This is a genomic window from Flavobacterium paronense, from assembly GCF_030409795.1.
Taxonomy (GTDB): Bacteria; Bacteroidota; Bacteroidia; order Flavobacteriales; family Flavobacteriaceae; genus Flavobacterium; species Flavobacterium paronense.
Map to the genome: position 1 here is coordinate 1750916 of NZ_JAUFQN010000019.1, position 24085 is coordinate 1775000.

Below are 24085 nucleotides of genomic sequence, written 5' to 3' on the forward strand. Positions count from 1 at the left end.
TTACAATTATGAAATGGATTGGCAATCGTCAAAGTGATAACGTAGAAGACAGAAGAGGAATGTCTGGTGGTGGAAAATTAGCAGCTGGCGGTGGTGTCATTGCAATTGTATTCTTTTTAATAAAGGCATTTTTTCCCGAAGCCGCACCATTTGTAGATACAATACAACAAAGTCAGCAAGGACAACAAACCGAACAATCGGGTGAACCTGTAACATTAACTGCTGAACAAAAAGAAATTGGAGATTTTGCCAAAACGGTATTAGCCTATACCGAAGATACTTGGGGACAAATATTCCAAGAAAACGGAATGCAATATGAAGAGCCAAAAATGGTCTTGTTTTCTGAAGCTGTAGAAACAGCTTGTGGTGGTGCAACTTCTGCTTCAGGACCGTTTTATTGCCCAGGAGATCAAAAAGTATATGTGGATTTAGAATTTATGAAAGAATTAAAATCTCGTTTCGGAGCCGAAGGTGGAGATTTTGCTACGGCTTATGTAATTGCTCATGAAGTAGGACATCATATTCAAAAACTGCTTGGAACTTCAGATAAAGTGCGTCAGTTGCAATCGGGGAAAAGTGAAGTTGAAGCTAATAAACTATCAGTATGTTTAGAACTTCAAGCTGATTTTTATGCCGGAGTTTGGGCACATTACAACCAAAAATATCTAGAAGCTGGTGACATCGAGGAAGCATTAAGTGCTGCCAATGCTGTTGGCGATGATGCAATTCAAAGCAAAATGAGTGGCCAAGTACAACCTGACACATTCACTCACGGAACATCTGAACAACGTATGTATTGGTTCAAAAAAGGATATAATTCGGGAGACATTAAACAAGGGGATACTTTTTCAGCTCTTTTAGATTAAAAATCGTAGTAATTTATATTAAAAATCATAATTCTAAAATTTTATAATGATTTTGTTGAATTAATCATAAATCGTGTTTAACACACTTATTTTAGAGGTAATTTCAATACAAATTGAAGTTGCCTTTTTTAATTTTGCAAAGCAAAAAATTAAAAAAATGAAAGTAGGCATTGATAGCATCGCATTCGATATTCCACAACTCTATTTACCCATAACCACTTTAGCCCAAAACCGCAACATCGAACCTGACAAACTTATCAAAGGTTTAGGCTTGCATAAAATGAGTTTTCCAGATGTGTATCAAGATGTGGTGACAATGGCTTCGAATGCAGTTTTGAAACTGATACAACAAGAAAATTTAAATCTGAATGAAATCAACAGAATTTATGTGGGAACTGAAAGTGGAGTCGACAGTTCGAAACCAGTTGCTTCTTATGTATTGTCTAATTTAGAAATGATTTTTGGAGAAGCAAGTTTCAGAAATTGCGATGTAGTCGATTTAACTTTTGCCTGTATTGGTGCGATTGATGCTTTGCAAAACTGCTTGGATTATATTCGGTTGAATCCAACAAAAAAAGCGATTGTAATTGCTGCTGACAACGCCAAATATGATTTAAATTCTACAGGAGAATACACACAAGGTGCAGGTTCAATTGCCATACTGATAACTGCCAATCCAAGAATATTGAGCTTTTCGAATGAAGTTGGGGTTTCTACTCAAGGTGTTTTCGATTTCTTTAAACCAAGAAGATATTTCACCAAAGAAGAAGCATTACAACTCGAAAATAATCCGGAATGGAATGGGATTTTAGAAAACGAAATCGCCATTTATAAAGAGCAACCCATTTTTGACGGGCAATATTCTAATCAATGTTATATTAACAGAATTTGTGAAGCATACGAACATTTTAAATCAGAATGCAATCAAACCGGAAAACTCTATGAAAACTGGACAAATATTCTGATGCACCTTCCTTATTGCTTTCAGGGAAGACGTACTTTTATAGAAATTTTTGCCAAAGAAAATCCGGTACTTTTAGAATCGCAATTAGGAGAAACTACCAAAGATAAAATCAAAGCTTTAGCAAAAAGTCCAGAATATGTTGCGCTTATAAATGAAAAAATATTTCCTTCAGAAATCGCTTCAGGACAAGTTGGCAACATTTATACAGGCTCTATTTTCTTAGGATTACTTTCTACTTTATGCTATCATTTCCAACAAAAATCTGATTTAACAAATGCAAAATTTGGTTTCGTTGCTTATGGCAGTGGTTCCAAATCGAAAGTGTTTGAAGCTGAAGTTTCTGAAAATTGGCAAAACCAAATTGAAAAAGTAAAACTATTCGAAATGCTAGAAAACTGCACTGCTATTGATTTTACCACTTATGAAAAATTGCATAAAAAAGAATTAAAACAATCGGTCATTGCTCCTAAAAAGGAATTTTATTTAGACAGCATTGAGAAGGAAAATCCAGTATTAATTGGCGCGCGGTATTATAAATTTGCTTAGCCCAACCATCCATCTCTATCCAAACTTCGATACTGTATAGCTTCTGCAATATGATTGGAATTCACAATTTCTGCATTTTCTAAATCAGCAATTGTTCTCGATACTTTCAAAATTCTGTCAAAAGCTCTAGCCGAAAGGTTTAAACGCTCCATAGCCGTTTTTAAAAGCTGCAAGGATATTTCATCCAAAGCACAAAATTCCCGAATTTGCTTCGTACTCATTTGCGCATTATAATGAATCGTATTTAACTCCGCAAAACGCTTTGACTGAATTTCTCTGGCGGATGTTACTCGTTTTCTAATTTTTATGCTGCTTTCGCCTTTTCGAGTTTCCGTAAGTTTGTCAAAAGGAACTGGAGTAACTTCGATATGAATGTCAATACGGTCTAATAATGGTCCGGAAATTTTACTTAGATAACGTTGCATTTCCGCTGACGATGAACTGACAGGCGAATCACTATCATTAAAATAACCACTTGGACTTGGATTCATACTCGCTACCAACATAAACGATGATGGATATGTAATCGTGAATTTTGCTCTCGATATTGTAACTTCTCTGTCTTCCAACGGTTGACGCATTACTTCTAAAACTTCCCTTTTAAATTCAGGCAATTCATCTAAAAACAAAACGCCATTGTGTGCTAATGAAATTTCTCCAGGTTGCGGGTAACTACCGCCGCCAACTAAGGAAACAGATGAAGCTGTGTGATGCGGACTTCTAAAAGGTCGTTGGTTCATTAATCCGGTGTCTTTTACTTTTCCGGCAACGCTATGAATTTTTGTAGTTTCTAATGCTTCGCTCATTGTCATTGGTGGCAAAATACTTGGTAATCGTTTGGCAAGCATTGTTTTTCCGGAACCTGGCGGACCAATCAAAATAATATTATGTCCACCGGCAGCGGCAATTTCCATGCACCGTTTGATACTTTCTTGGCCTTTTACATCCGAAAAATCAAATTCAGGAAAATCTAATGTTTTATTAAACTCTTCTGTTGTGTCAATAATTGTAGGTTCTAAAGTGCCATTTCCTTCAAAAAAATCAATAACCTGCAGTACATTTTCAACACCATAAACATCTAAACCTGCAACTATAGCAGCTTCTTTTACATTTTGAATTGGAAGAAAAAAACCTTTAAAACCTTCTTCTTTAGCTTTGATTGCAATAGAGAGCGCTCCTTTTATAGGTTGCAAACCACCATCGAGAGATAACTCGCCCATGATTAAATACTTCTCTACTTCCTCAGCTTTTATTTGTCCTGAAGCAGCAAGAATACCGATTGCTAAAGTCAAGTCATAAGCGGAACCTTCTTTGCGTAAATCAGCTGGAGCCATATTTATGGTGATTTTTTTTACTGGTAAATTGTAACCATTATTTTTTAATGCTGCTGCAATACGATAACTACTTTCTTTGATTGCATTATCAGGTAAACCAACCAAATGGTAACCTACACCTTTATCGATGTTTACTTCTACGGTAATTGTCGTTGCTTCAACCCCAAAAACGGCACTTCCAAAAACTTTAACTAACATTTCTTACTTTTTACAGAGTAAAAATAACTTAAAGGAATAAATGGGAAGTAGGCAAAAAGTGTACATTTTTATTTAAAGGGTAATAAATTGAATCAAGATGATGCTAAAAATTGAGTTTATAACAAATTGATTACTTTACATGCTCTTAGTTAGTGAGAGTTTTATTTTTTTTCTTCTAAAAGTTTATCTAATTGTGCCTTTTCCTTTTCAGAAAGCGTTTGATATATCATTTGAAATTGAGGCTTCGCGCCGCCAGCCAATAACTCTCTTATTTTATCACGGGCAAATTTTGTAAACTGCCATTTGTAGTGTGTGGTTGCGTTTAACAAATTTTTTAATACAGTTAGATCGTTTTCATTTACTGCTAACGCATTAATAATTGCATTCTGCCGAACGGAACTTTCATACTTTGATGAAGTATAATCAACTAGCTCATTGTAATATTTTTCTTTTTCTGGACTTTGATTTTCGATGGAAAAAGTTAAAAATAAAGAACGTAAACTTTTATCGTTTCCGCCAATCCAATTTTGGGCTTTGTCCAAATAAATAGTTCGGCTTTCAGGAAAGTTTTTCCACAAGTTCATAAATGCAATTTCTTTAGTATCATAGGAAGCATCTTCTAACAAGGTTTCATAATTAGCTTTAAATTCTAACGGAATTTCATCCGTAAACTCTGCAACAGACTGGCGCACTTTAACATCATTTGTTTGCAATGCCAAAAACAATAATTCTTTTTTATCTTCAAACGGAACGTCTTTCATCTGATACAAAATCTCTGTTTTTACAGGATAAAAAACATTCGATTGTAGCAATTCCTTAAATCTTTCTTTATTCTCTACAAATGGTTTCAAACGCATTTTTTGGGTTTCAAAAAGTGTTCGAATGAATTCATTTTTCTTCAACAATGCATTAGCTTCATCACTTCTGAAACGATAATCTTCTAACCAGACTTTTTTAAATGTTTCGGTATCAAAATCGGATACTTTTCTAATTTCTGTCAGGAAATCATCAGTTTCAGCATTTTGAAATTGGTATTTTTTCAAATAGTTGATTACTGCTTTCTGAAATAATTTTGGACCAATAGTTTCCCTAATTAAGTGCAATGCCCAAGCGCCTTTTTGATAAAAGGAAAAGGTACTCGCTTTTTCATTCATCACCGGAATCGTATCCGTTCTTGCAGCATTCCTTAGTTGCAAAGAACTTCGGTATAATTGATGGTAAAAATAATCGTCACCAAAAATCTGTCGCTCTGCCAGCAAAGCGTAATAGGTTGCAAAACCTTCCTGTAACCAATGATGTTTTCCCGATTTTGCAGTTACCAAATCGCCAAACCATTGATGAGCCAGCTCATGTGCGTTTACATTGACATAATTTCTATCATTAAAACCTATAGCATCTACAACAAAATCTTCTGAAAAAATTGTCGCCGAAGTATTCTCCATTCCGGCATAGAGAAAATCTTCCACTGGAATTTGCTTGTAGATTTTCCAAGGATACTTCACTCCTATTTCCGTTTCGAGATAATCAAATATTTGTTTTGAATAGCGATAGGTTGCTTCAAATTTAGCTGTGTCTTTGGTTTGAATAAACAATTGAAGCGGAATGCCTGTTTTGGAAGCGACAACCTGATGTCTGAAATCGCCAATAGCAATTGCCAACAAATAGGAACTCATTGGTTTTTGCATTTGATATTCCCATATCATTTCATTTTTATTGGGATATTCGTTAAGTAAAACGCCATTAGATAAAACCTGATATTTTTTATCAAAACTAATATTCAGATTAAAAACCACTTTTTCATTCACATCGTCAAAACTCGGAAACCAATGGCTGGTATATTTCCCTTGACCTTGCGTCCAAACTTGCTGATTACTTAAGCTTTCGCTGCTGAAATCACCATTAAAATACATTGTTTGTTTTGGAGTGGCTTCGTAGTTAAAAGCAACCGTATTTTTCCCTATTGTAAAGCCTTCAAAAAGGTTTATTGTTTTTCCGTTATTAGTAAATTTTACAGTTTTATTATTGATTTTAACATTAGTTACAACCATCTTCTGCGCATCAATTTTAATAGTATCGATAACTTGTTTAAGTTCAAAAATATACCGAACGGAACCCGAAACTTTCTTCTCGATTGGGTCAATCGAAATATTACCATAAGCAGTTTTAAAATCCACTTTTTGGGTTTGTTGTGCAAAAGTGAAAACGGTAAAAAGAAAGAAAAATAAATGTCGCATTGCAATACAATATCTGATACGAATATAATCATTTTTCTCTTTAGAGTAACTGAGTGGCTGAGTAGCTATGTGGCTGAGTGAATTTGTACATAAAAAATGTACTTTAATTTTCAGCAAAAAAACTATCTTCGCTATACTAAAGAAAATCCATAATCTAAGTAGTCTAACAATCTAAGATGTCTAACAATCTTCTGCAAACTCCCATAGAATACCTTAAAGGCGTTGGACCTCAACGTGGTGAGTTACTGCGTAAAGAATTGGGCATTCATCGCTATGAAGACTTAGTCAATTTTTTTCCGAATCGATATATTGACAGAACTCATTATTACAAAATCAACGAGTTGCAAAAGAATGACAGCGAAGTTCAAATCATTGGCAAAATAATTAATATCAAAACAGTTGAATTTGGTAAAGCCAAAAAGCGATTAGTAGCCACTTTCGTGGATGAAACCGGTCAAATTGAACTTACTTGGTTTCAAGGGCACAAATGGATTCGCGACAGTTTGAAACTCAACATTCCGTATGTGATTTTTGGGAAAGTTGCCTCTTTTGGAAACACTTTCAATATGGCGCATCCTGAAATGGAATTGTTTACCGAACACGAGCAAAGCTTACGTTCGGCTATGCAACCTGTTTATCCATCAACGGAAACCTTGACTAATCGCGGAATTTCTAACCGAGTTGTCAATAAAATGATGCAGCAATTGTTTGTTGAAACACAAGCAAAGTTCATCGAAACCTTGCCAGCTTATCTTTTGGATGAGTTAAAACTGATTCCAAAGAACGCCGCGTTGTTTAATATTCATTTTCCAAAAAGCCAGGAACTTTTGTCGAAAGCACAATTCCGATTAAAGTTTGAAGAATTATTCTTTATCCAATTGCAATTGATTACCAAAAATCTGGTTCGAAAGCATAAAATCAAAGGCCATCCGTTTACTGTTGTGGGTGACTATTTTAATAATTTCTTCCAAAATCATTTACCATTTGAATTGACGAATGCGCAAAAAAAAGTACTCAAGGAAATCAGAAATGATATGGGTACGAATGCTCAAATGAACCGACTTTTGCAAGGCGATGTTGGTTCAGGAAAAACAATTGTGGCACTCATGGCAATGCTAATTGCTTTAGATAATGGCTTTCAAAGTTGTTTGATGGCGCCAACAGAAATTTTGGCTAACCAACATTATAACGGTTTGACTGAATTGGCTAAACACTTAAACATCAATATAAAAATACTAACTGGCTCAACCAAAACTGCTGATAGAAAAATCATCCACGAAGCTTTAGAAAACGGAAGTTTACACATTCTTATTGGTACACATGCTTTGCTCGAAGACAAAGTGCAATTTCATAATTTGGGTTTGGCTATCATTGACGAGCAACATCGTTTTGGTGTGGAGCAACGTTCTAAACTTTGGAAAAAAAATGATATTCCACCACACATTTTAGTAATGACCGCTACTCCTATTCCGCGAACTTTAGCTATGAGTTTGTATGGCGATTTGGATATTTCGGTGATTGATGAATTGCCGCCGGGACGAAAACCTATTCAAACTGTACATCGCTATGACAGCAACCGATTAAAAGTTTGGAAGTTTATTAAAGACGAAATTGCCAAAGGCAGACAAATCTATATTGTATATCCATTAATTCAAGAAAGTGAAACCATGGACTACAAGGATTTGATGGATGGTTACGAAAGTATCTCGAGAGATTTCCCTTTGCCGCAATACAGCATTTCAATCGTTCACGGTAAAATGAAACCCGCTGATAAAGATGCCGAAATGAAACGCTTTGCTGAAGGAAAAACCAATATTATGGTGGCAACAACGGTGATTGAAGTTGGTGTAAACATTCCGAATGCAAGTGTTATGATTATTGAAAGTGCCGAACGTTTTGGCTTGTCGCAATTGCACCAACTACGTGGACGTGTGGGTCGTGGCGCAGAACAAAGTTATTGTATATTAATGACGTCGTTTAAATTATCTAGTGATAGTAAAGTACGATTGGATACTATGTGTCAAACCAACGATGGGTTCGAAATTGCAGAAGTTGATTTAAAATTGCGTGGTCCAGGCGATATTATGGGAAAACAACAAAGTGGTATTCTACAACTTCAAATTGCAGATTTGGTTAGAGACCGAGATATTTTGATGGTCGCCAGAAATGAGGCTCTAAGACTTTTGAAAAAAGATCCATCAATGACTTTGCCTGAACATCAAACGTTGAGAAATGTTTTTATAGAACTTTCCAAAAAGAAAAATATCTGGAATTATATCAGTTAATTAATAATTGATAATTGACAATTGATAATTATCTTTGCAGCTTGAAAAATCAAATAAACACATATGAAGATTTCATACAATTGGTTAAAACAATTCATTAAAATAGATTTAAAATCAGAAGAAACTGCAACTTTACTGACCGATTTAGGTTTGGAAGTAGAAGTTGTTGAAAAATACCAATCGGTTCGTGGTGGTTTGGAAGGCGTTGTTGTAGGTCATGTTTTGACTTGTGAAAAACACCCTGATGCCGACAGATTGAGTATTACTACTGTTGATTTAGGTGATGGAACTCCGGTGCAAATTGTTTGCGGTGCCAATAATGTTGCCAAAGGACTAAAAGTACCTGTCGCTACTATCGGAACCAAATTGTTTGACAAAGAGGGCGTTGAATTTGAAATCAAAAAAGGAAAAATACGTGGCCAGGAAAGTCACGGAATGATATGTGCCGAAGACGAATTAGGTTTAGGAACCAGTCATGAAGGGATTATGATTTTGGATGCTACGCTAAAACCAGGAACGCCTTGTGCTAAAGTTTTCAATATAGAAAATGATGAAGTTTTCGAAATTGGTTTAACGCCAAACCGCGCTGATGCTATGTCGCATTATGGTGTTGCAAGAGATTTACGTGCCAGCTTATTACAAAAAAACAGCAGTATCGAGTTAATCACGCCAACGGTAAGTACGTTCCGAATTGACAAAAGGACTCTCAAAATTGATGTAGACGTTAAAGACAGTAAATTAGCTCCCAGATATTGCGGTGTTACCATTTCTGGAGTTACAATAAAATCATCGCCAGCTTGGTTGCAAAACCGTTTGAAAGCTATTGGTTTGACTCCGAAAAATAATATTGTTGACGTTACTAATTATATTTTACATGATTTAGGGCAACCATTACATGCTTTTGACGCTTCCAAAATCAACGGAAAAATTATTGTAAAAACACTAGCTGCCGGAACAAAATTTGTCACTTTAGACGATGTAGAAAGAACCTTGCATGAAGAAGATTTGATGATTTGTGACGAAAAAGGACCGCTTTGTATTGCTGGTGTTTTTGGTGGAAAAGGCTCCGGAGTTACCGAAACTACAAACTCCATTTTCTTAGAAAGTGCTTATTTTAATCCGGTGAGTGTCAGAAAATCGGCAAAAAGACATGGGTTGAATACCGATGCTTCTTTCCGTTTTGAAAGAGGAATCGATGCAAACATTACTGAATTTGCTTTGAAACGTGCAGCACTTTTAATCAAAGAAATTGCCGGTGGCGAAATCACTTCTGATATCGTTGATATTTATCCAAAAAAGATTGAAGACTTTCCTGTTTTCCTGAATTTTGATAAAACCGCGAAATTAATCGGACAAGAATTACCAAAAGAAACTATCAAGAAAATTCTAGCCTCTTTAGATATAAAAGTAAACAGCGTTACCGATGCCGGTTTAGGTTTAATAATTCCTTCCTATCGTGTTGATGTGCAGCGCGAAGTTGATGTTATCGAAGAAATTCTTCGGGTCTATGGTTACAATAACATCAATTTTACCAAAAAATTAAATGCTACTGTTGCCAACTCACCAAGAACAGAAGATTATAAAGTACAAAATATCGTCGCTACACAATTAAATTCACTTGGATTTCACGAAATGATGGCTAACTCGTTAACATCTCCAGATTATGTAAAATTATCTGATATGTTGAAAGAAGAATACAACGTGATGATGTTAAATCCGCTGAGTAATGATTTATCAGCGATGCGTCAATCGTTGTTATTCTCTGGTTTAGAAGCGGTGTCTTATAATATCAACAGAAGAAATAGTGATTTGAAATTATTCGAATTCGGAAAAACTTATCACAAATTACCTTCAGGTTATAATGAACCTAAACACTTAACACTATTTGTCACCGGAAATAGAGTTGCTGAAAGCTGGACAACTGCTGAAAAACCATCTGATTTCTTTTTGTTTAAAGGGTATGTGAATTCGATTTTAAATCGATTGGGTATTTGTAAAATAGAAAGTAAACCCTTAGCTTCTGATGTATTTGCAGAAGGAATGGCGATTGCCAGTGGTAATGATATATTGGTTGAATTTGGAACCGTGAAGAAATCTATCTTAAAACATTTCGACATCAAGCAGGAAGTATTCTTTGCCGATTTTAATTGGAATCTGATTTTGAAATCGATTAACAATAAAATCAAGTTTACTGATATTCCAAAATATCCCGAAGTACGCAGAGATTTAGCTTTATTAGTTGATACTACCGTTGCTTTTGATTCAATATATAACATTGCCCGTCAAACGGAAAAATCTTTGCTGAAAGACATTAATTTATTTGATGTCTATGAAGGTAAAAACCTGCCGGAAGGCAAGAAGTCGTATGCTGTGAGTTTCACGCTACAGGACACTACTAAAACCTTAACTGATGAGCAGATTGATAAAATTATGAGCAAATTGCAGAAGAATTTAGAAGCTGAAGTGGGTGCAAGTTTGAGACAATAAGTTATAAACGACTAAACCTGGCAGGTTTTAAAAACCTATCAGGTCAATAATATAAAAGTCCCGAGAAATCGGGACTTTTCTTTTTTTGCACTAAATAGTTTCGAAGTACAAGTATAAAAATTATGATTTTGGAGTCACAACTGCATCAATAACATGAATTACTCCATTAGATTGGTTCACATCAGCAATCGTAACTTTGGCACTAATACCATTTTCATCAGTAATGTAAAGTTCTTTACCTTTCATCCAAGCAGTTAATGTTCCACCGCTTACGGTTTTTAAAGTGGCTTTACCGTTTCCAACTTTTATCGCTTTAGCAATATCAGCCGAATTCATTCTGCCTGCGACTACGTGATAGGTTAAAATAGTTTGCAATAATTTTAGGTTTTCAGGTTTTAATAAAGTTTCTACAGTTCCTTTTGGCAACTTGGCGAAAGCTTCATTTGTTGGGGCAAAAACGGTGAATGGTCCTTTTGATTGTAAAGTCTCTACTAAACCGGCGGCTTTTACGGCGGCAACCAATGTAGTATGGTCTTTTGAGTTTACGGCATTTTCAATAATATTTTTAGACGGATACATTGGAGCACCTCCAACGGTAACGGTTTTTTCTTTTTGAGCAAAAGTAGCTGTTGCAGCGAAAAGAGTTAAAGCAAAGAATGCAGTGGTTAAAATTTTTTTTGTTTTCATAATACTATGTTTTTTTAAAGTTATATAACCATATACGCCATTACCTCTTTTATGGTTTTGTAAATAAGATTTTTTCTAAAAACTTTAACAACTGTCAACATAAAATTTATGGAGCAACTAAAGGTGCAATGAGAATTTATTTTATAAATTGGAACGTATAATTTACGTTGTGTCAACCTTTTAAAAAAATAGTGAGAATGTTAGTAAATAGTGTAAACCTCGAAAAAGAATTGCTTTCCAAAAGAAGAAAGTTTAAATCGGAAGCAGCAATTATTGCCGAAGTAAAATCGATTTTTGAAGAAAATGATAGTGAAAGAAATCAAATCATCGATAAACTAAAACAACAAAGTTCAACAAAAATGAATCTGTTGCAGTTTGACTTATTAGAAACAGATAAGCTATTTCATTTAGAGCAAATCAAAAAAATTTGTATCGAATATCGATTGCGGTTTTTAGAGAGTGATATCTTTAAAAATGAAATTCCGGAAGAAGCTATTACTAAAATTAGAATGATGGAGAAAGAACACAACACTTCACTGGAAGGATTCAAAATCATTGCGCCGAGTAAAGCGTTTCAGCTTTTAAACTATGATGACCCGCTTTTGTTTGTCCCAATTGGTAACGATTACTATTATCTTATTCACCAATGGGGAACAGAGATGAATCCTTTAAGAAAAATACTGGTCTTACCAATCAAAAATTTAGGAACCTTCACCATAACGAGTATCCTATTGAGTATCGTTGTAGCCGCATTAGTTCCCGAAAATAATTTGAGCAAATCGGTTCCTTTGGCTTCAGTAATTATATTTCTTTTTGCTTTTAAATCCATCTTTGCGGTTTTCGCTTATTACTTTTTTATGATGGGTAAAAACTTTAATGAAGAGATTTGGCAGCGTAAATACTATAATAATTAAATAAAAAAAGCCCCGATTACTCGGGGCTTTTTTATTATTAGGAACAGTGAATTATTTCTTCTTCTCTGTTTTTTCCATTTTTGCTTTTAATCCGGCAAGGATATCATTGTTATCTCCTAGAGTTTGAGCTGGAGCATTGTTAGAAGCTGCAACTGATTCAGCAACTGCTTTTACATTTTTCTCTTCTTCTTCTCTAAAGATAGCTGTGTGAGATGCTACAACTCTTTTGAATTCTTTATTGAATTCAATAACTTTAAAGTCAGCTACTTCACCTTTTTTCAATTTCTTACCGTCTTCTTTTTCTAAATGACGAGTTGGAATAAACGCAACAACATCATCGCCGAAATCTACAGTAGCACCTTTGTCAACAATCTCAGCGATAGTTCCGTTGTGGATAGTTCCAACAGCGTAAGCATCTTCATGTTTGTCCCAAGGATTATCAGTAGTTTGTTTGTGACCTAAAGATAATTTACGTCCGTCAACATCTAACTCTAATACTACTACATCTAATTTGTCACCAACGTTTACAAATTCAGATGGATGTTTGATTTTCTTAGTCCAAGATAAATCAGAGATGTAAACTAATCCATCAATACCTTCTTCTAATTCAACAAAAATACCAAAGTTTGTAAAGTTTCTAACTATACCTGTGTGTTTAGAACCAACAGGATATTTAGACGTGATATCTGTCCAAGGATCTTGCGTTAATTGTTTGATACCTAAAGACATTTTTCTATCATCTCTATCAAGAGTCAAGATAACGGCTTCAACAACATCACCAACTTTGACGAAATCTTGTGCACTTCTTAAGTGAGTTGACCAAGACATTTCAGAAACGTGGATTAAACCTTCAACACCTTCAGCTACTTCGATAAATGCACCGTAATCAGCGATTACAACTACTTTACCTTTCACTTTGTCTCCGATAGCTAATTTAGCATCAAGAGCATCCCAAGGGTGAGCGTTTAATTGTTTTAAACCTAATTGAATTCTTGTTTTCTCATCATCAAAATCAAGGATTACAACGTTTAATTTTTGATCTAATTCAAGAACTTCACTTGGGTGGTTGATTCTTGACCAAGAAAGGTCAGTAATGTGGATTAATCCATCAACACCACCTAAGTCAATAAACACACCATAAGAAGTAATGTTTTTAACAACACCTTCTAATACTTGTCCTTTTTCTAATTGACCAATGATTTCTTTTTTCTGAACTTCGATATCCGCTTCGATAAGCGCTTTGTGCGAAACAACAACGTTTTTGAATTCGTGGTTAATTTTAACCACTTTGAATTCCATCATTTTGTTTACGTATACATCGTAATCACGGATTGGTTTCACATCAATTTGTGAACCTGGTAAGAAGGCTTCAATTCCGAAAACATCTACAATCATACCACCTTTAGTTCTACATTTAACAAAACCTTGAACGATTTCTCCAGTTTCGTTGGCAGAAATAACTCTATCCCAAGATTTGATTGTTCTTGCTTTTCTGTGAGATAATACTAATTGACCTGTTTTGTCCTCACGGATGTCAATTAATACTTCTACTTTGTCACCCACTTTTAAGTTTGGGTTGTAACGGAATTCATTCAATGAAATAACACCTTCTGATTTCGCGTTAATGTCAACAATTGCGTCTCTGTCAGTAATTCTAACTACAACACCTTCTACTACTTCTTCTTGATCTGTTGAGATGAAAGTTTTAGTAACTAACTCTTCAAATTCTTGTAAGTTTTTCTCATCTACAGGATCAATTCCTTCTGCGTAGTTGTGCCAGTTAAAATCCGTTAAAAACTCTTGTTGTTCTTTGTTTAATACAGCCATGCTGATAAATAATTTGTATGCTGTGTCTCTTGAGTTTCTTGATGCGATAAAAACACAACAGTGTTTATATATAAATGTTTGATACCTAAAGGAAACTCTTCTTCGCCAAAAGGTTGGCAAAAGTAAGCATAATTTCTTAATTACAAAATATTTACAAAGAGAAATTTAACATCCATAAAAGCAAAAAATAAACATTTACTTTTCTTTGCGCCTTCGCATCTTTGCGAGCAATTATTTTTCACGCAAAGATGCGAAGGCGCAAAGTAAAATTAGAGATTGGCATTGTAAATTTAGGAGCGAATGGTTTGGGCTTTCTTGGTTTCCGTTTTCCTGCTGTCCGCACTACGCGGTAGTCGCTCCCATCAGGGCTAGACGGGAATGGTATAAAAGACCTGACAGGTTTTAAAAACCTGTCAGGTCTAGTAACCCTATTAATGACTCACATTTGCCACAGCATTAGGATCGTGTTTGTGCTTAAACATTATGGCAAACAATATGGCAATTACTAAAGCATAACCTGCAAAAGAAAGCCAGATGCCATGCCAATCTCTAACACCATCCTGAGTAAAGAATTTATCAATTACAATTCCACTTACCAGTCCACCAAAGAAAGCTCCAAAGCCGTTTGACATCATCATAAACAACCCTTGTGCAGAAGAACGAATTTTAGAATCGGTTGTAGTTTCTACGAATAATGAACCCGAAATATTAAAGAAATCAAATGCCATTCCGTAGACGATACACGACATAATAATCATCCACAATCCATCAGCCGGATTTCCATAAGCAAACAAACCAAAACGTAAAACCCAGGCAAACATCGAAATTAACATTACTTGTTTGATTCCGAATCGCTTTAAGAAAAATGGAATTGCCAAAATAAATAAGGTTTCCGATATCTGTGAAATCGACATAATTAATGTTGATTTTTGAACAATAATACTATTCGCATACTCTGGGATTTTTCCAAATTCAGATAAGTAAACATCGCCATACATATTGGTCAATTGCAACGCGCCACCTAAGAACATTGAAAACAAAAAGAACAAAGCCATTTTATAAGTTCCAAATAATTTGAAGGCATCTAAACCTAACTTTTGAGCAGTTGTAGCATTTTCAGAAATCAGTTTTTGTGGCGGACATTTTGGCAACGTAAAAGAGTAAATTCCGAGTATAACAGCCGAAACAGCCGAAATATAAAACATGTTCGCAGACGCTTTATTTCCGGATAAATTGGTTAACCACATAGCAGCAATAAAACCAATGGTTCCCCAAACTCTGATGGGTGGAAACACTTTAACAACATCAAAATTATTAGTCTTTAAAATATTATAAGCCACCGAATTGGATAACGAAATAGTTGGCATATAACAAAGCATAGCCGCAAAAATCACCCAATAAAAAGTAGTAGGATTATCCACCATTGGAATATAGCAAAGCGCCAAGCCTCCCAAGATATGGAGAATACCATAAAGTTTTTCAGCGTTAATGAATTTATCAGCAATAATACCTGTGATTGCAGGCATAATGATAGAAGATATTCCAAGGGTTGAAAATATGGCTCCGAATTCGGCACCACTCCATTGTTTTGTCGCAAACCAATAATTTCCAACGGTTATTAACCACGCTCCCCAAACGAAGAATTGGAGAAAACTCATTATAGTCAATCTGAATTTTATACTCATAAAAGATAGTTTTGGTTTAGTTAAAATAGGACGTAAATCTACTATTTATATCGAGATAAACAAATATTTACATCGATTTCGTCACATCTTCCACCATTTCTAAAACGGCGTTGAATTGTTCCTCCCGAGTAAGATAAGAATTGTCAATTTCAATAGCATCATCGGCTTTTCGCAACGGAGAATCATCACGATGTGTATCAATATAGTCGCGCTGTTCTACATTTTTTAAAACTTCTTCAAAAGAAACTGCTTGTCCTTTTTGTTGTAATTCTTCAAAACGTCTTTGAGCACGTGTTTCAGAACTTGCCGTCATAAAGACTTTTAGTTCAGCTTTGGGAAAAACTACGGTTCCAATATCACGACCATCCATCACGATGCCTTTGCCTTTTCCCATTTCCTGTTGTTGCTCCACCAATTTGGCACGAACTTCAGAAACCTCTGCCACTAAACTTACAAAATTAGAAACTTCAAGGGTTCTGATTTCTTTTTCTACATTAACATCATTCAAATACATTTCAGCAAAGCCCAATTCAGCATTGAATTCGAAATGCAATTTTATAGAAGGCAAACTGTTAATCAAGGTTTGTTTATCAAAAAAATCTGTGGCGATATAACCATTTTGCATGGCGAAAAAAGTCACCGCCCGATACATAGCTCCAGTATCAACGTATACATATCCCAAATGTTTGGCTAGTTGTTTGGCTAAAGTACTTTTTCCTGTAGAAGAAAACCCGTCAATAGCAATAGTAATTTTTTTACTCACAATTTTTTAATTTATTTTTTTGGTGTTCGTGAACCTTCGGTTTCAAAATTTTAAATTTAAGTTTAATATCGGTTACCCGAAAAATCAATGGTTAATCCAAATAAGCTGGTATTCGCAGCCAAAGTGTATCGTGAATAAGAATAGTTTAATTTTAAATTACCCATTTTCAATCCAAAACCTACTGAAATTCCGGAGAAATTTCGTTGTTCCAAGATACGTAATTCTTCTGCTCTTCTAAAATTATAGCCTACACGTATATTAAAACCTTTATCCGGAAACAATTCGGCTCCAATAATAACATGGCGTAAAGCATTTCCAAAAACAGAAACTTTCTCCGGAGTCGAACCGCCGTCTAAGGAACCTTGTGCCCTGTTTGGGTTTGAAAATGCCAACTGCCATTGCTGCATATTTTCTAAGGTTAAGTGCCAACGAATCGGAACATTTTCCATCAATTGCGAAACACCAATCAAAACTTCTAAAGGTAATTTTTCTCTTGTGTCGGCATAAGTTGTAATCTGTGTTCCAATATTTCTGATGGAGATAGCCCAATTGACATCATTACGAGTATCTATAAATAAAGCTCCAATATCTACTGCTGCTCCGAATGAATTATAGCTTTCTAAAGTGGAATTAATCAATTTTGCATTAGCCCCAACATAAAAATCAGAACCCGGAATATTATAGGCATAGCCAAAAGTCAATGCGATTTCACTTCCTGTAAAACTCGATGTTTGCAAACCGTTTTCATCGTAACCATCAAATTTTCCGTAATTCACATAGTTTACGCCTCCAAAAAATGTTTGAACGTGTCGGTCATAAGTGTAGGCATAAGATGCTGTTCCATAAGTAACTTCGCCAAAATAACTTCCGTAGTTCAGCGCCAATTTATTATCCATTTCCGGATTAATATTAGCCGGATTAAAGTGTCCCTGATTGACATCGCTATCGTAAAAGGTAATTACTTTTCCACCTAAAGCTGCTTGCCTGGGAGAAGTCACTAAATTCAGAAATTGGTATATTGACTTTCCTCCAATTTGACCAAAACTGACCAAATTAGCGAGACAAAATCCAATACAAATTGCTTTTTTTAACATCAAAAATGACTTATGCTATATACTATAACGGAAATGCGAAGATATTATTTTATATGGTATGAAAAAAAGTTAAAAGAAAAAGGCATAAGCGTTATTTTACTTATGCCTTTGCCCTTTATTTTTAAAATAGTTTACAATTTTTTAGCGTTTTTTACTTTCTGATTTGTCAACGCTACATCAATAACTTCGCTCATTTCTTTTACGTAATGAAACGTTAGTCCATCAATGTATTCGGCTTTGATTTCGTCAATGTCACTTTTGTTTTCATGACACAAAATAATCTCTTTGATGTTGGCTCTTTTGGCTGCGAGGATTTTTTCTTTAATCCCACCAACAGGCAATACTTTTCCACGTAAAGTGATTTCACCTGTCATGGCTAAGTTTTTCTTTATTTTGCGTTGTGTCAAAAGAGAAACTAACGAAGTTAACATAGCAATTCCGGCACTTGGTCCGTCTTTTGGTGTTGCGCCTTCCGGAACGTGTAAATGAATGTTATATTTGGAAATCATTTCCGGTTCTAAACCAAAAATTTCAGCATTAGCTTTTATGTATTCTAAAGCAATTGTTGCCGATTCTTTCATTACTGTTCCCAAATTTCCCGTTAAGGTTAAATTTCCTTTTCCTAATGAAATCAATGACTCTATAAATAAAATATCGCCTCCAACTGATGTCCAAGCCAAGCCTGTAACAACTCCAGCCACATCGTTACTTTCTGATTTGTCGCGTTCTAATTTTGGAGCACCCAGAATTTTAACAATATCTTCGTCGGTGACTTTTGTATTATATTCTTCTTCCATCGCTACCGATTTGGCCGCATTCCGAATAACTTGAGCTAACTTTTGTTCCAAACTTCTAACTCCGGATTCACGGGTATAGCCTTCCACAATCTTTTCTAATTGCTTTTTGCCAATAGTTAAATCTTTTGCATTTAAACCGTGTTCTTTTAATTGTTTAGGAAATAAATGCTGACGTGCAATTTCTACTTTCTCTTCAGTAGTGTAACCTGCCATTTTAATGACTTCCATTCTATCTTTTAACGCTGGCTGAATCGTTGCCATATTATTAGATGTAGCTATGAACATGACTTTAGATAAATCATAACCCATTTCTAAAAAGTTATCATAAAACTCGCTGTTTTGCTCAGGATCTAAAACTTCAAGCAAAGCTGATGATGGATCACCTTGGTGCGAATTTGATAATTTATCAATTTCATCTAAAACAAAAACCGGATTGGAAGTTCCTGCTTTTTTCAAACTTTGAATAATTCTTCCCGGCATGGCACCGATATACGTTTTTCTGTGTCCGCGTATTTCTGCTTCGTCTCGTAAACCACCAAGTGAAATTCGGACATATTCTCTTCCTAAAGCTTCAGCTATAGATTTTCCGATAGACGTTTTTCCAACACCTGGAGGTCCTGTTAAACAGATTATTGGCGATTTCATATCGTTTCGCAATTTCAATACTGCCAAATGTTCTATGATTCTTTTCTTAACATCTTCTAAACCAAAATGGTCGCGGTCAATAATTTTTTGTGCGCGTTTTAAATCGAAATTATCTCTGGAATAATGACTCCATGGCAATTCTAAAAACAATTCCAGGTAATTTCTTTGTATGCCAAAATCGGGAGCTTGTGGATTCATACGCTGCATTTTGGTAATTTCTTTTTCAAAATGCTTGGCCGTTTTGGCATCCCAGGTTTTAGTCTTAGCTTTTTGACGCATGTCTTCAATTTCCTGCTCATTCGAAACACCTCCTAATTCTTCCTGGATGGTTTTCATTTGCTGGTGCAGAAAATATTCTCTTTGTTGTTGGTCTAAATCGAAACGAACTTTAGATTGAATATCGTTTTTCAGTTCCAATTTTTGCAACTCTACATTCATGTAACGTAACGTTTCTAAAGCTCTTTCTTTTAAAGCATTAGTCATTAACAAATCTTGCTTCTCTTTAACAGTAAGATTCATGTTTGAAGAAACAAAATTGACTAAAAAAGACTGGCTTTCGATATTTTTAATAGCAAAAGTAGCTTCAGTTGGAATATTTGGACTTTCCTTTATAATTTGAATAGCTAACTCTCTTGTTGAATCAATTATTGCTTGGAATTCGGTATCGTGTTTGCCTGGTCGTTTTTCTTCAACTTCTTTTATAGTAGCTTTGATATAGGGCTTTTCAGAAGTTACAGCATCAATGGCAAAACGCTTTTTTCCTTGCAGAATTACTGTAATATTTCCGTCAGGCATTTTTAATACTCGAAGAATCTGTGCTACAGTTCCAACAGTATAAATATCATTTTTAGTTGGATCTTCGTCTTCTTCATTTTTTTGGGCAACAACACCGATGATTTTATTTCCGGCATTGGCATCGTTTATAAGTTTGATAGATTTATCTCTACCTGCCGAAATTGGAATTACAACACCAGGAAAAAGAACCGTATTGCGTAAAGGCAAAATGGGCAAAGAATTGGGTAATTCTTCGTTATTCATTTCTTCCTCGTCTTCGGGTGTTAAAAGCGGAATTAAATCTGTTTCGGTATCGAATTCTTGTAGTGACAGATTGTCAAAAGATATTATATTACGGTTTGACATGGCATTTTATTAAGTCAAATTGACATTAGAAATTATATAATGTTAAACAAATGTAGGACATCTTTTCAAGGAAATAAATTAAAATCGATGTATAACAGTTGATTTTTATTAAAATCGATATATAGACTACTATCATCGATTAGCGCCACTAATAGTCAAGTATTGTGCCACAAAAAAACCGTCTCATATATATGACGAGACGGTTTTATGTATTAAATGAAAAATTAAGATTCTATTGTTTTGTATAAACAAAAGTAATATCAGCTGTTAATTCTACAACTACGCCTCCTTGATTGGAAAGTACTGTCCCATTAGAAAATGTTGCAGATAATGTATTTCCTGAAACAATAAAAATTTGAGGTGGATTTGTAATATCAGAACTTGTAAGCGTAAGTTGATTACCACTAAGTGTCCAAGTTCCAAGATCATCAGGATCTGTAAAACAATCATAACCACCGGTTATATTTAATTCAGCTCCTTTTGAATTAGCTAAATAAGTATTATTAGCATTTACTACTAAAAGTGCATTATTAAAGCAGGTTACTTCGTTCATTTGATTTGTAGAAGAAGTTCCGTCTCCATTCAAATCCGTAGGAGGTGTGGTGTTAAAAGCAGTCAGTCTATAAGTTCCAGGCACAGTCCCTGATGGTCCGCCACCAACAGCTGCTACTACTACTGGTCCAATCCAACCACTGTTTTCTGTAGCAGAACATTTAGCTCTTACATAAAAATCATAACTGCCAGACGCAGAAACACCTGTTATTGTTGTAGTAGTATTGCTCGAAGTAACAATGGTACCAGCGCCTAGAGCAAAACCACTTGCACCAAATTGTATTTCCCATTGCGTCTCGGTATTTCCTGCAATCCAAAGTAGATTCACATTAGTATTTGAACCGGCATCTCTGGTAGCCGTAAGACCACCTGGATTAGCACAATTAGGATTAGCCTGAACTGCTTCAACTGTTTCTGGCCCTACCCAATTGCTGGTTGATGTAGCGCTGCAATTAGACTTTACATAAAAATCATAACTATTACTAGAATTCAAACCTGTAATAATGATAGTTGTATTTGATGATGTTACTGTTGTTCCTGCTCCATGTGCAAAACCTACGATTCCATATTCAATTGTCCATGATGTCTCATCATTACCGGCTATCCAACTTAATGTTACTGTATTATTATTGAATGCACTTGCTACTAAAGAAGTTGGAGTTGCGCATGTTCCAAAATCATCTAAATTGATGGCGCTATCTACTGGTTCATTCTCACATGAAGTGAAAGTAAAAGCCGTTAGTATAAAAAATATGCTTCCTATTAATTTTATGTTTTTCATAGCCGTTTTATATATAATGACCAAATATAATTTTTTTTGAATTTATGACAATACTTTTTTGGGAATTCTCAACAATAATAACAATCCGGCTAGGAAAAATACTCCCAAAAAAACGATTGCAAACCTTGGACTCCCGGTGATTTGATCAATTAATCCGTAAACCATCATGCCGATGACAATCCCAATTTTTTCGGAAACATCATAAAAACTAAAGAATGAAGTAGTATCCTCTGTCTTAGGTAAAAGCTTTGAATAAGTTGATCTAGCTAAGGATTGAATTCCACCCATAACCAAACCAACTAAACTTGCCATAACATAAAACTGCATTGGAGTAGTAATAAAATAAGCAAACCCACAAAGTAAAAGCCAAAAAGCATTCAAGACAATTAAAACTTTAATATTTCCAAATTTAGCTGAAGCTCTCGATGTTAGAAAAGCTCCAAGTATGGCTATTAATTGAATTAATAAAATACACGTTATCAATCCGATTTGGCTTTCTTCCGGGCTGCTCCATTTAATTTCTTGTGAGCCAAAATAGGTTGCTATGAGCATAACTGTTTGCACCGCCATACTAAAAACAAAAAAACTCAACAAATACCTTTTTAAAGGAATATTGGATTTAAGCATTTTCCAAACTTTCTTTAATTCCCTGAAACCATTAAAAATAATAGAAAAATTAACTTTTTGTTTATTTGAATTTCCTTTTGGCAAATAATAATAAGTGTATTGACTAAATAAAATCCACCATATTCCAACCATAGCAAACGAATAGCGCATCGCTTTCATAGCAGCTGGATTTTCAATACTATTAGTGATATGAAAAAGTGCCGGTTTCATTATCATTGCCAGATTAATCACTAACAATATAACGCTTCCTACATAACCCAAAGAATATCCTCTAGCACTAGTTTTATCTTGTTGTTCCGGAAAAGCTATATCGGGCAAATAGGAATTATAAAACACCCAACTTCCCCAAAAGCCAATTAGTCCAAAAAAGTAAAATGTAAGACCGAGAAGAATATTATTTAAATCAAAAAAATACAAACCAACACAAGATAAAGCTCCAATATAATTGAAAACCCGCATAAAAATCTTCTTGTTCCCCATATAATCTGCAATACCGGAAAGTAATGGTGAAAATAAAGCCACACATAAAAATGCTGCAGCCGTAACAAAACTAATCAATGCCGAGTTTTTGAAGTTGTGCCCAAAAACTTCGATGTAAAGGCTATGTCTTTTTTCAAAAAGCTGATTATAAAAAATGGGGAAAACGGCAGAAGCAATAACCAAACTATAAACTGAATTTGCCCAATCATAGAAAGCCCAGGCGTTGAGTAGTTTTGGATGACCTTTTGGAAGTATAGGCATAAAATGTCTTTTAAATAAAAAATCCCGATTATTATCGGGATTAAATATACTCTTTTTTTAGAATTGTAATGTTATTTAAACGTTACGCCAAACTTCAAGGCTTCAGCTTTTGCTTCCGGCACCAATCTTTTTAAATTAGCAATTCTGGTTTCGTCAGATGGGTGTGTACTCATAAATTCTGCTGGCTTATTTCCTCCCGAAGCCGCTGACATTCTTGACCAAAAAACCACAGCTTGCTCTGGATTGTAACCTGCAATTGCCATTAAGGTTAAACCAATTTTATCAGCTTCACTTTCATGACTTCTGCTAAAAGGCAGCATTCCTCCATATTGAGTTGTAGCTCCATAAGCCGTCATTGCAATTTGTTGTGTTTCTGCACTTTTGCCTCCAGTAGCAGCAGCAACACCTGCGGCACCGAGTTGTTGTAACATACCGGCACTCATTCTTTGTTGACCGTGATTAGCCAATGCATGAGAAACTTCGTGACCTAAAACGGTAGCCAAACCCGCATCGTCTTTAGTAATAGGAAGGATTCCTGAATAAACTACAATCTTTCCGCCTGGCATACACCATGCATTTACTTCTTTGCTTTCGACTAATTTGTATTCCCACTGATAATCTTTTAAATATCCTTGATAGCCATTAGCATTCAACCATTTCTCGGCAGCATTTTTTATTTTAGTCCCAACAGTTTCTACTCTTTTTGCATCTGTAGTTCCTGCAATTACTTTGTTTTCTTTTATGAATGTTCCGTATTGTGCAAACGCTGAAGGCAAAATTTCACTATTTGGCACTAAAGCTAAAGTGTTTTTTCCTGTGAATGGATTTTTGGCACATGATATAATCAAGGTTATCATCAAGATACCGCAAAATAAAATTCTATTTTTCATATTATTACTTTTAATTAGTAACAAATTT

16 protein-coding genes are annotated in these 24085 nt (G+C 35.0%); 5 read left to right on the forward strand and 11 right to left on the reverse strand.

Annotation, left to right across the window (positions count from 1 at the left end; translation table 11 throughout):
- Window positions 1-8 precede the first annotated feature (8 nt).
- Window positions 9-866: a KPN_02809 family neutral zinc metallopeptidase gene (gene ypfJ / locus QWY90_RS09100; protein WP_290285574.1), complete on the forward strand. Its 858-nt coding sequence runs from the start codon at window positions 9-11 to the stop codon at window positions 864-866.
- A gap of 157 nt (window positions 867-1023) precedes the next feature.
- Window positions 1024-2376: a hydroxymethylglutaryl-CoA synthase family protein gene (locus QWY90_RS09105; protein WP_290285575.1), complete on the forward strand. Its 1353-nt coding sequence runs from the start codon at window positions 1024-1026 to the stop codon at window positions 2374-2376.
- On the opposite strand, the gene QWY90_RS09110 is transcribed toward QWY90_RS09105, so the two are convergent.
- Together QWY90_RS09110 and QWY90_RS09115 are read right to left on the reverse strand one after the other, a co-directional pair.
- Window positions 2373-3908: a YifB family Mg chelatase-like AAA ATPase gene (locus tag QWY90_RS09110; protein ID WP_290285576.1), complete on the reverse strand. Its 1536-nt coding sequence runs from the start codon at window positions 3906-3908 to the stop codon at window positions 2373-2375. The genes QWY90_RS09105 and QWY90_RS09110 overlap by 4 nt on opposite strands.
- 161 nt (window positions 3909-4069) lie before the next feature.
- Window positions 4070-6082 carry a M1 family metallopeptidase gene (locus QWY90_RS09115; protein WP_336622157.1) on the reverse strand — a complete coding sequence of 671 codons (2013 nt, stop codon included), beginning with the start codon at window positions 6080-6082 and terminating at the stop codon, window positions 4070-4072.
- 236 nt (window positions 6083-6318) lie between these two features.
- Here QWY90_RS09115 and recG point away from each other — a divergent pair, with 236 nt between their 5' ends.
- Both recG and pheT read left to right on the forward strand, forming a co-directional pair.
- A complete protein-coding gene (recG, locus tag QWY90_RS09120; protein ID WP_290285578.1) occupies window positions 6319-8427 on the forward strand; it encodes an ATP-dependent DNA helicase RecG in 2109 nt (702 codons plus the stop codon).
- Between the two features lie 63 nt (window positions 8428-8490).
- A complete protein-coding gene (pheT, locus tag QWY90_RS09125; protein ID WP_290285579.1) occupies window positions 8491-10914 on the forward strand; it encodes a phenylalanine--tRNA ligase subunit beta in 2424 nt (807 codons plus the stop codon).
- A gap of 120 nt (window positions 10915-11034) precedes the next feature.
- Here the strand turns inward: pheT and QWY90_RS09130 are convergent, their stop codons facing one another.
- Entirely contained in the window at window positions 11035-11601 is a 567-nt protein-coding gene (locus QWY90_RS09130; protein WP_290285580.1) for a fasciclin domain-containing protein, read from the reverse strand.
- Window positions 11602-11798: 197 nt separating this feature from the next.
- Between QWY90_RS09130 and QWY90_RS09135 the strand changes: the two genes are divergently transcribed.
- Complete coding sequence (locus QWY90_RS09135) at window positions 11799-12515, forward strand: hypothetical protein (protein ID WP_290285581.1); 717 nt, start codon at window positions 11799-11801, stop codon at window positions 12513-12515.
- 51 nt (window positions 12516-12566) lie between these two features.
- On the opposite strand, the gene rpsA is transcribed toward QWY90_RS09135, so the two are convergent.
- The 8 genes from rpsA to QWY90_RS09175 form a co-directional block, all read right to left on the reverse strand.
- Window positions 12567-14342 carry a 30S ribosomal protein S1 gene (gene rpsA, locus QWY90_RS09140; protein WP_290285582.1) on the reverse strand — a complete coding sequence of 592 codons (1776 nt, stop codon included), beginning with the start codon at window positions 14340-14342 and terminating at the stop codon, window positions 12567-12569.
- Between the two features lie 431 nt (window positions 14343-14773).
- Window positions 14774-16027, reverse strand: a complete 1254-nt coding sequence (locus tag QWY90_RS09145; RefSeq protein ID WP_290285583.1) for a nucleoside permease — start codon at window positions 16025-16027, stop codon at window positions 14774-14776.
- A gap of 67 nt (window positions 16028-16094) precedes the next feature.
- Window positions 16095-16790 (reverse strand): (d)CMP kinase, encoded by a 696-nt coding sequence (gene cmk, locus QWY90_RS09150; RefSeq protein WP_290285584.1) that lies wholly within the window; start codon window positions 16788-16790, stop codon window positions 16095-16097.
- A gap of 62 nt (window positions 16791-16852) precedes the next feature.
- Window positions 16853-17884 carry a type IX secretion system protein PorQ gene (gene porQ, locus QWY90_RS09155; protein WP_290285585.1) on the reverse strand — a complete coding sequence of 344 codons (1032 nt, stop codon included), beginning with the start codon at window positions 17882-17884 and terminating at the stop codon, window positions 16853-16855.
- A 131-nt stretch (window positions 17885-18015) separates the two neighbouring features.
- On the reverse strand, window positions 18016-20466 hold the full coding sequence (gene lon / locus QWY90_RS09160) for an endopeptidase La (RefSeq protein WP_290285586.1): 2451 nt from the start codon (window positions 20464-20466) through the stop codon (window positions 18016-18018).
- Between the two features lie 232 nt (window positions 20467-20698).
- A complete protein-coding gene (locus tag QWY90_RS09165) occupies window positions 20699-21799 on the reverse strand; it encodes a phage tail protein (RefSeq protein WP_290285587.1) in 1101 nt (366 codons plus the stop codon).
- Window positions 21800-21841: 42 nt separating this feature from the next.
- Window positions 21842-23167, reverse strand: a complete 1326-nt coding sequence (locus QWY90_RS09170) for an MFS transporter (protein ID WP_290285588.1) — start codon at window positions 23165-23167, stop codon at window positions 21842-21844.
- Window positions 23168-23238: 71 nt separating this feature from the next.
- Window positions 23239-24057 (reverse strand): M48 family metallopeptidase, encoded by an 819-nt coding sequence (locus QWY90_RS09175; RefSeq protein WP_290285589.1) that lies wholly within the window; start codon window positions 24055-24057, stop codon window positions 23239-23241.
- Between the last annotated feature and the right edge of the window lie 28 nt (window positions 24058-24085).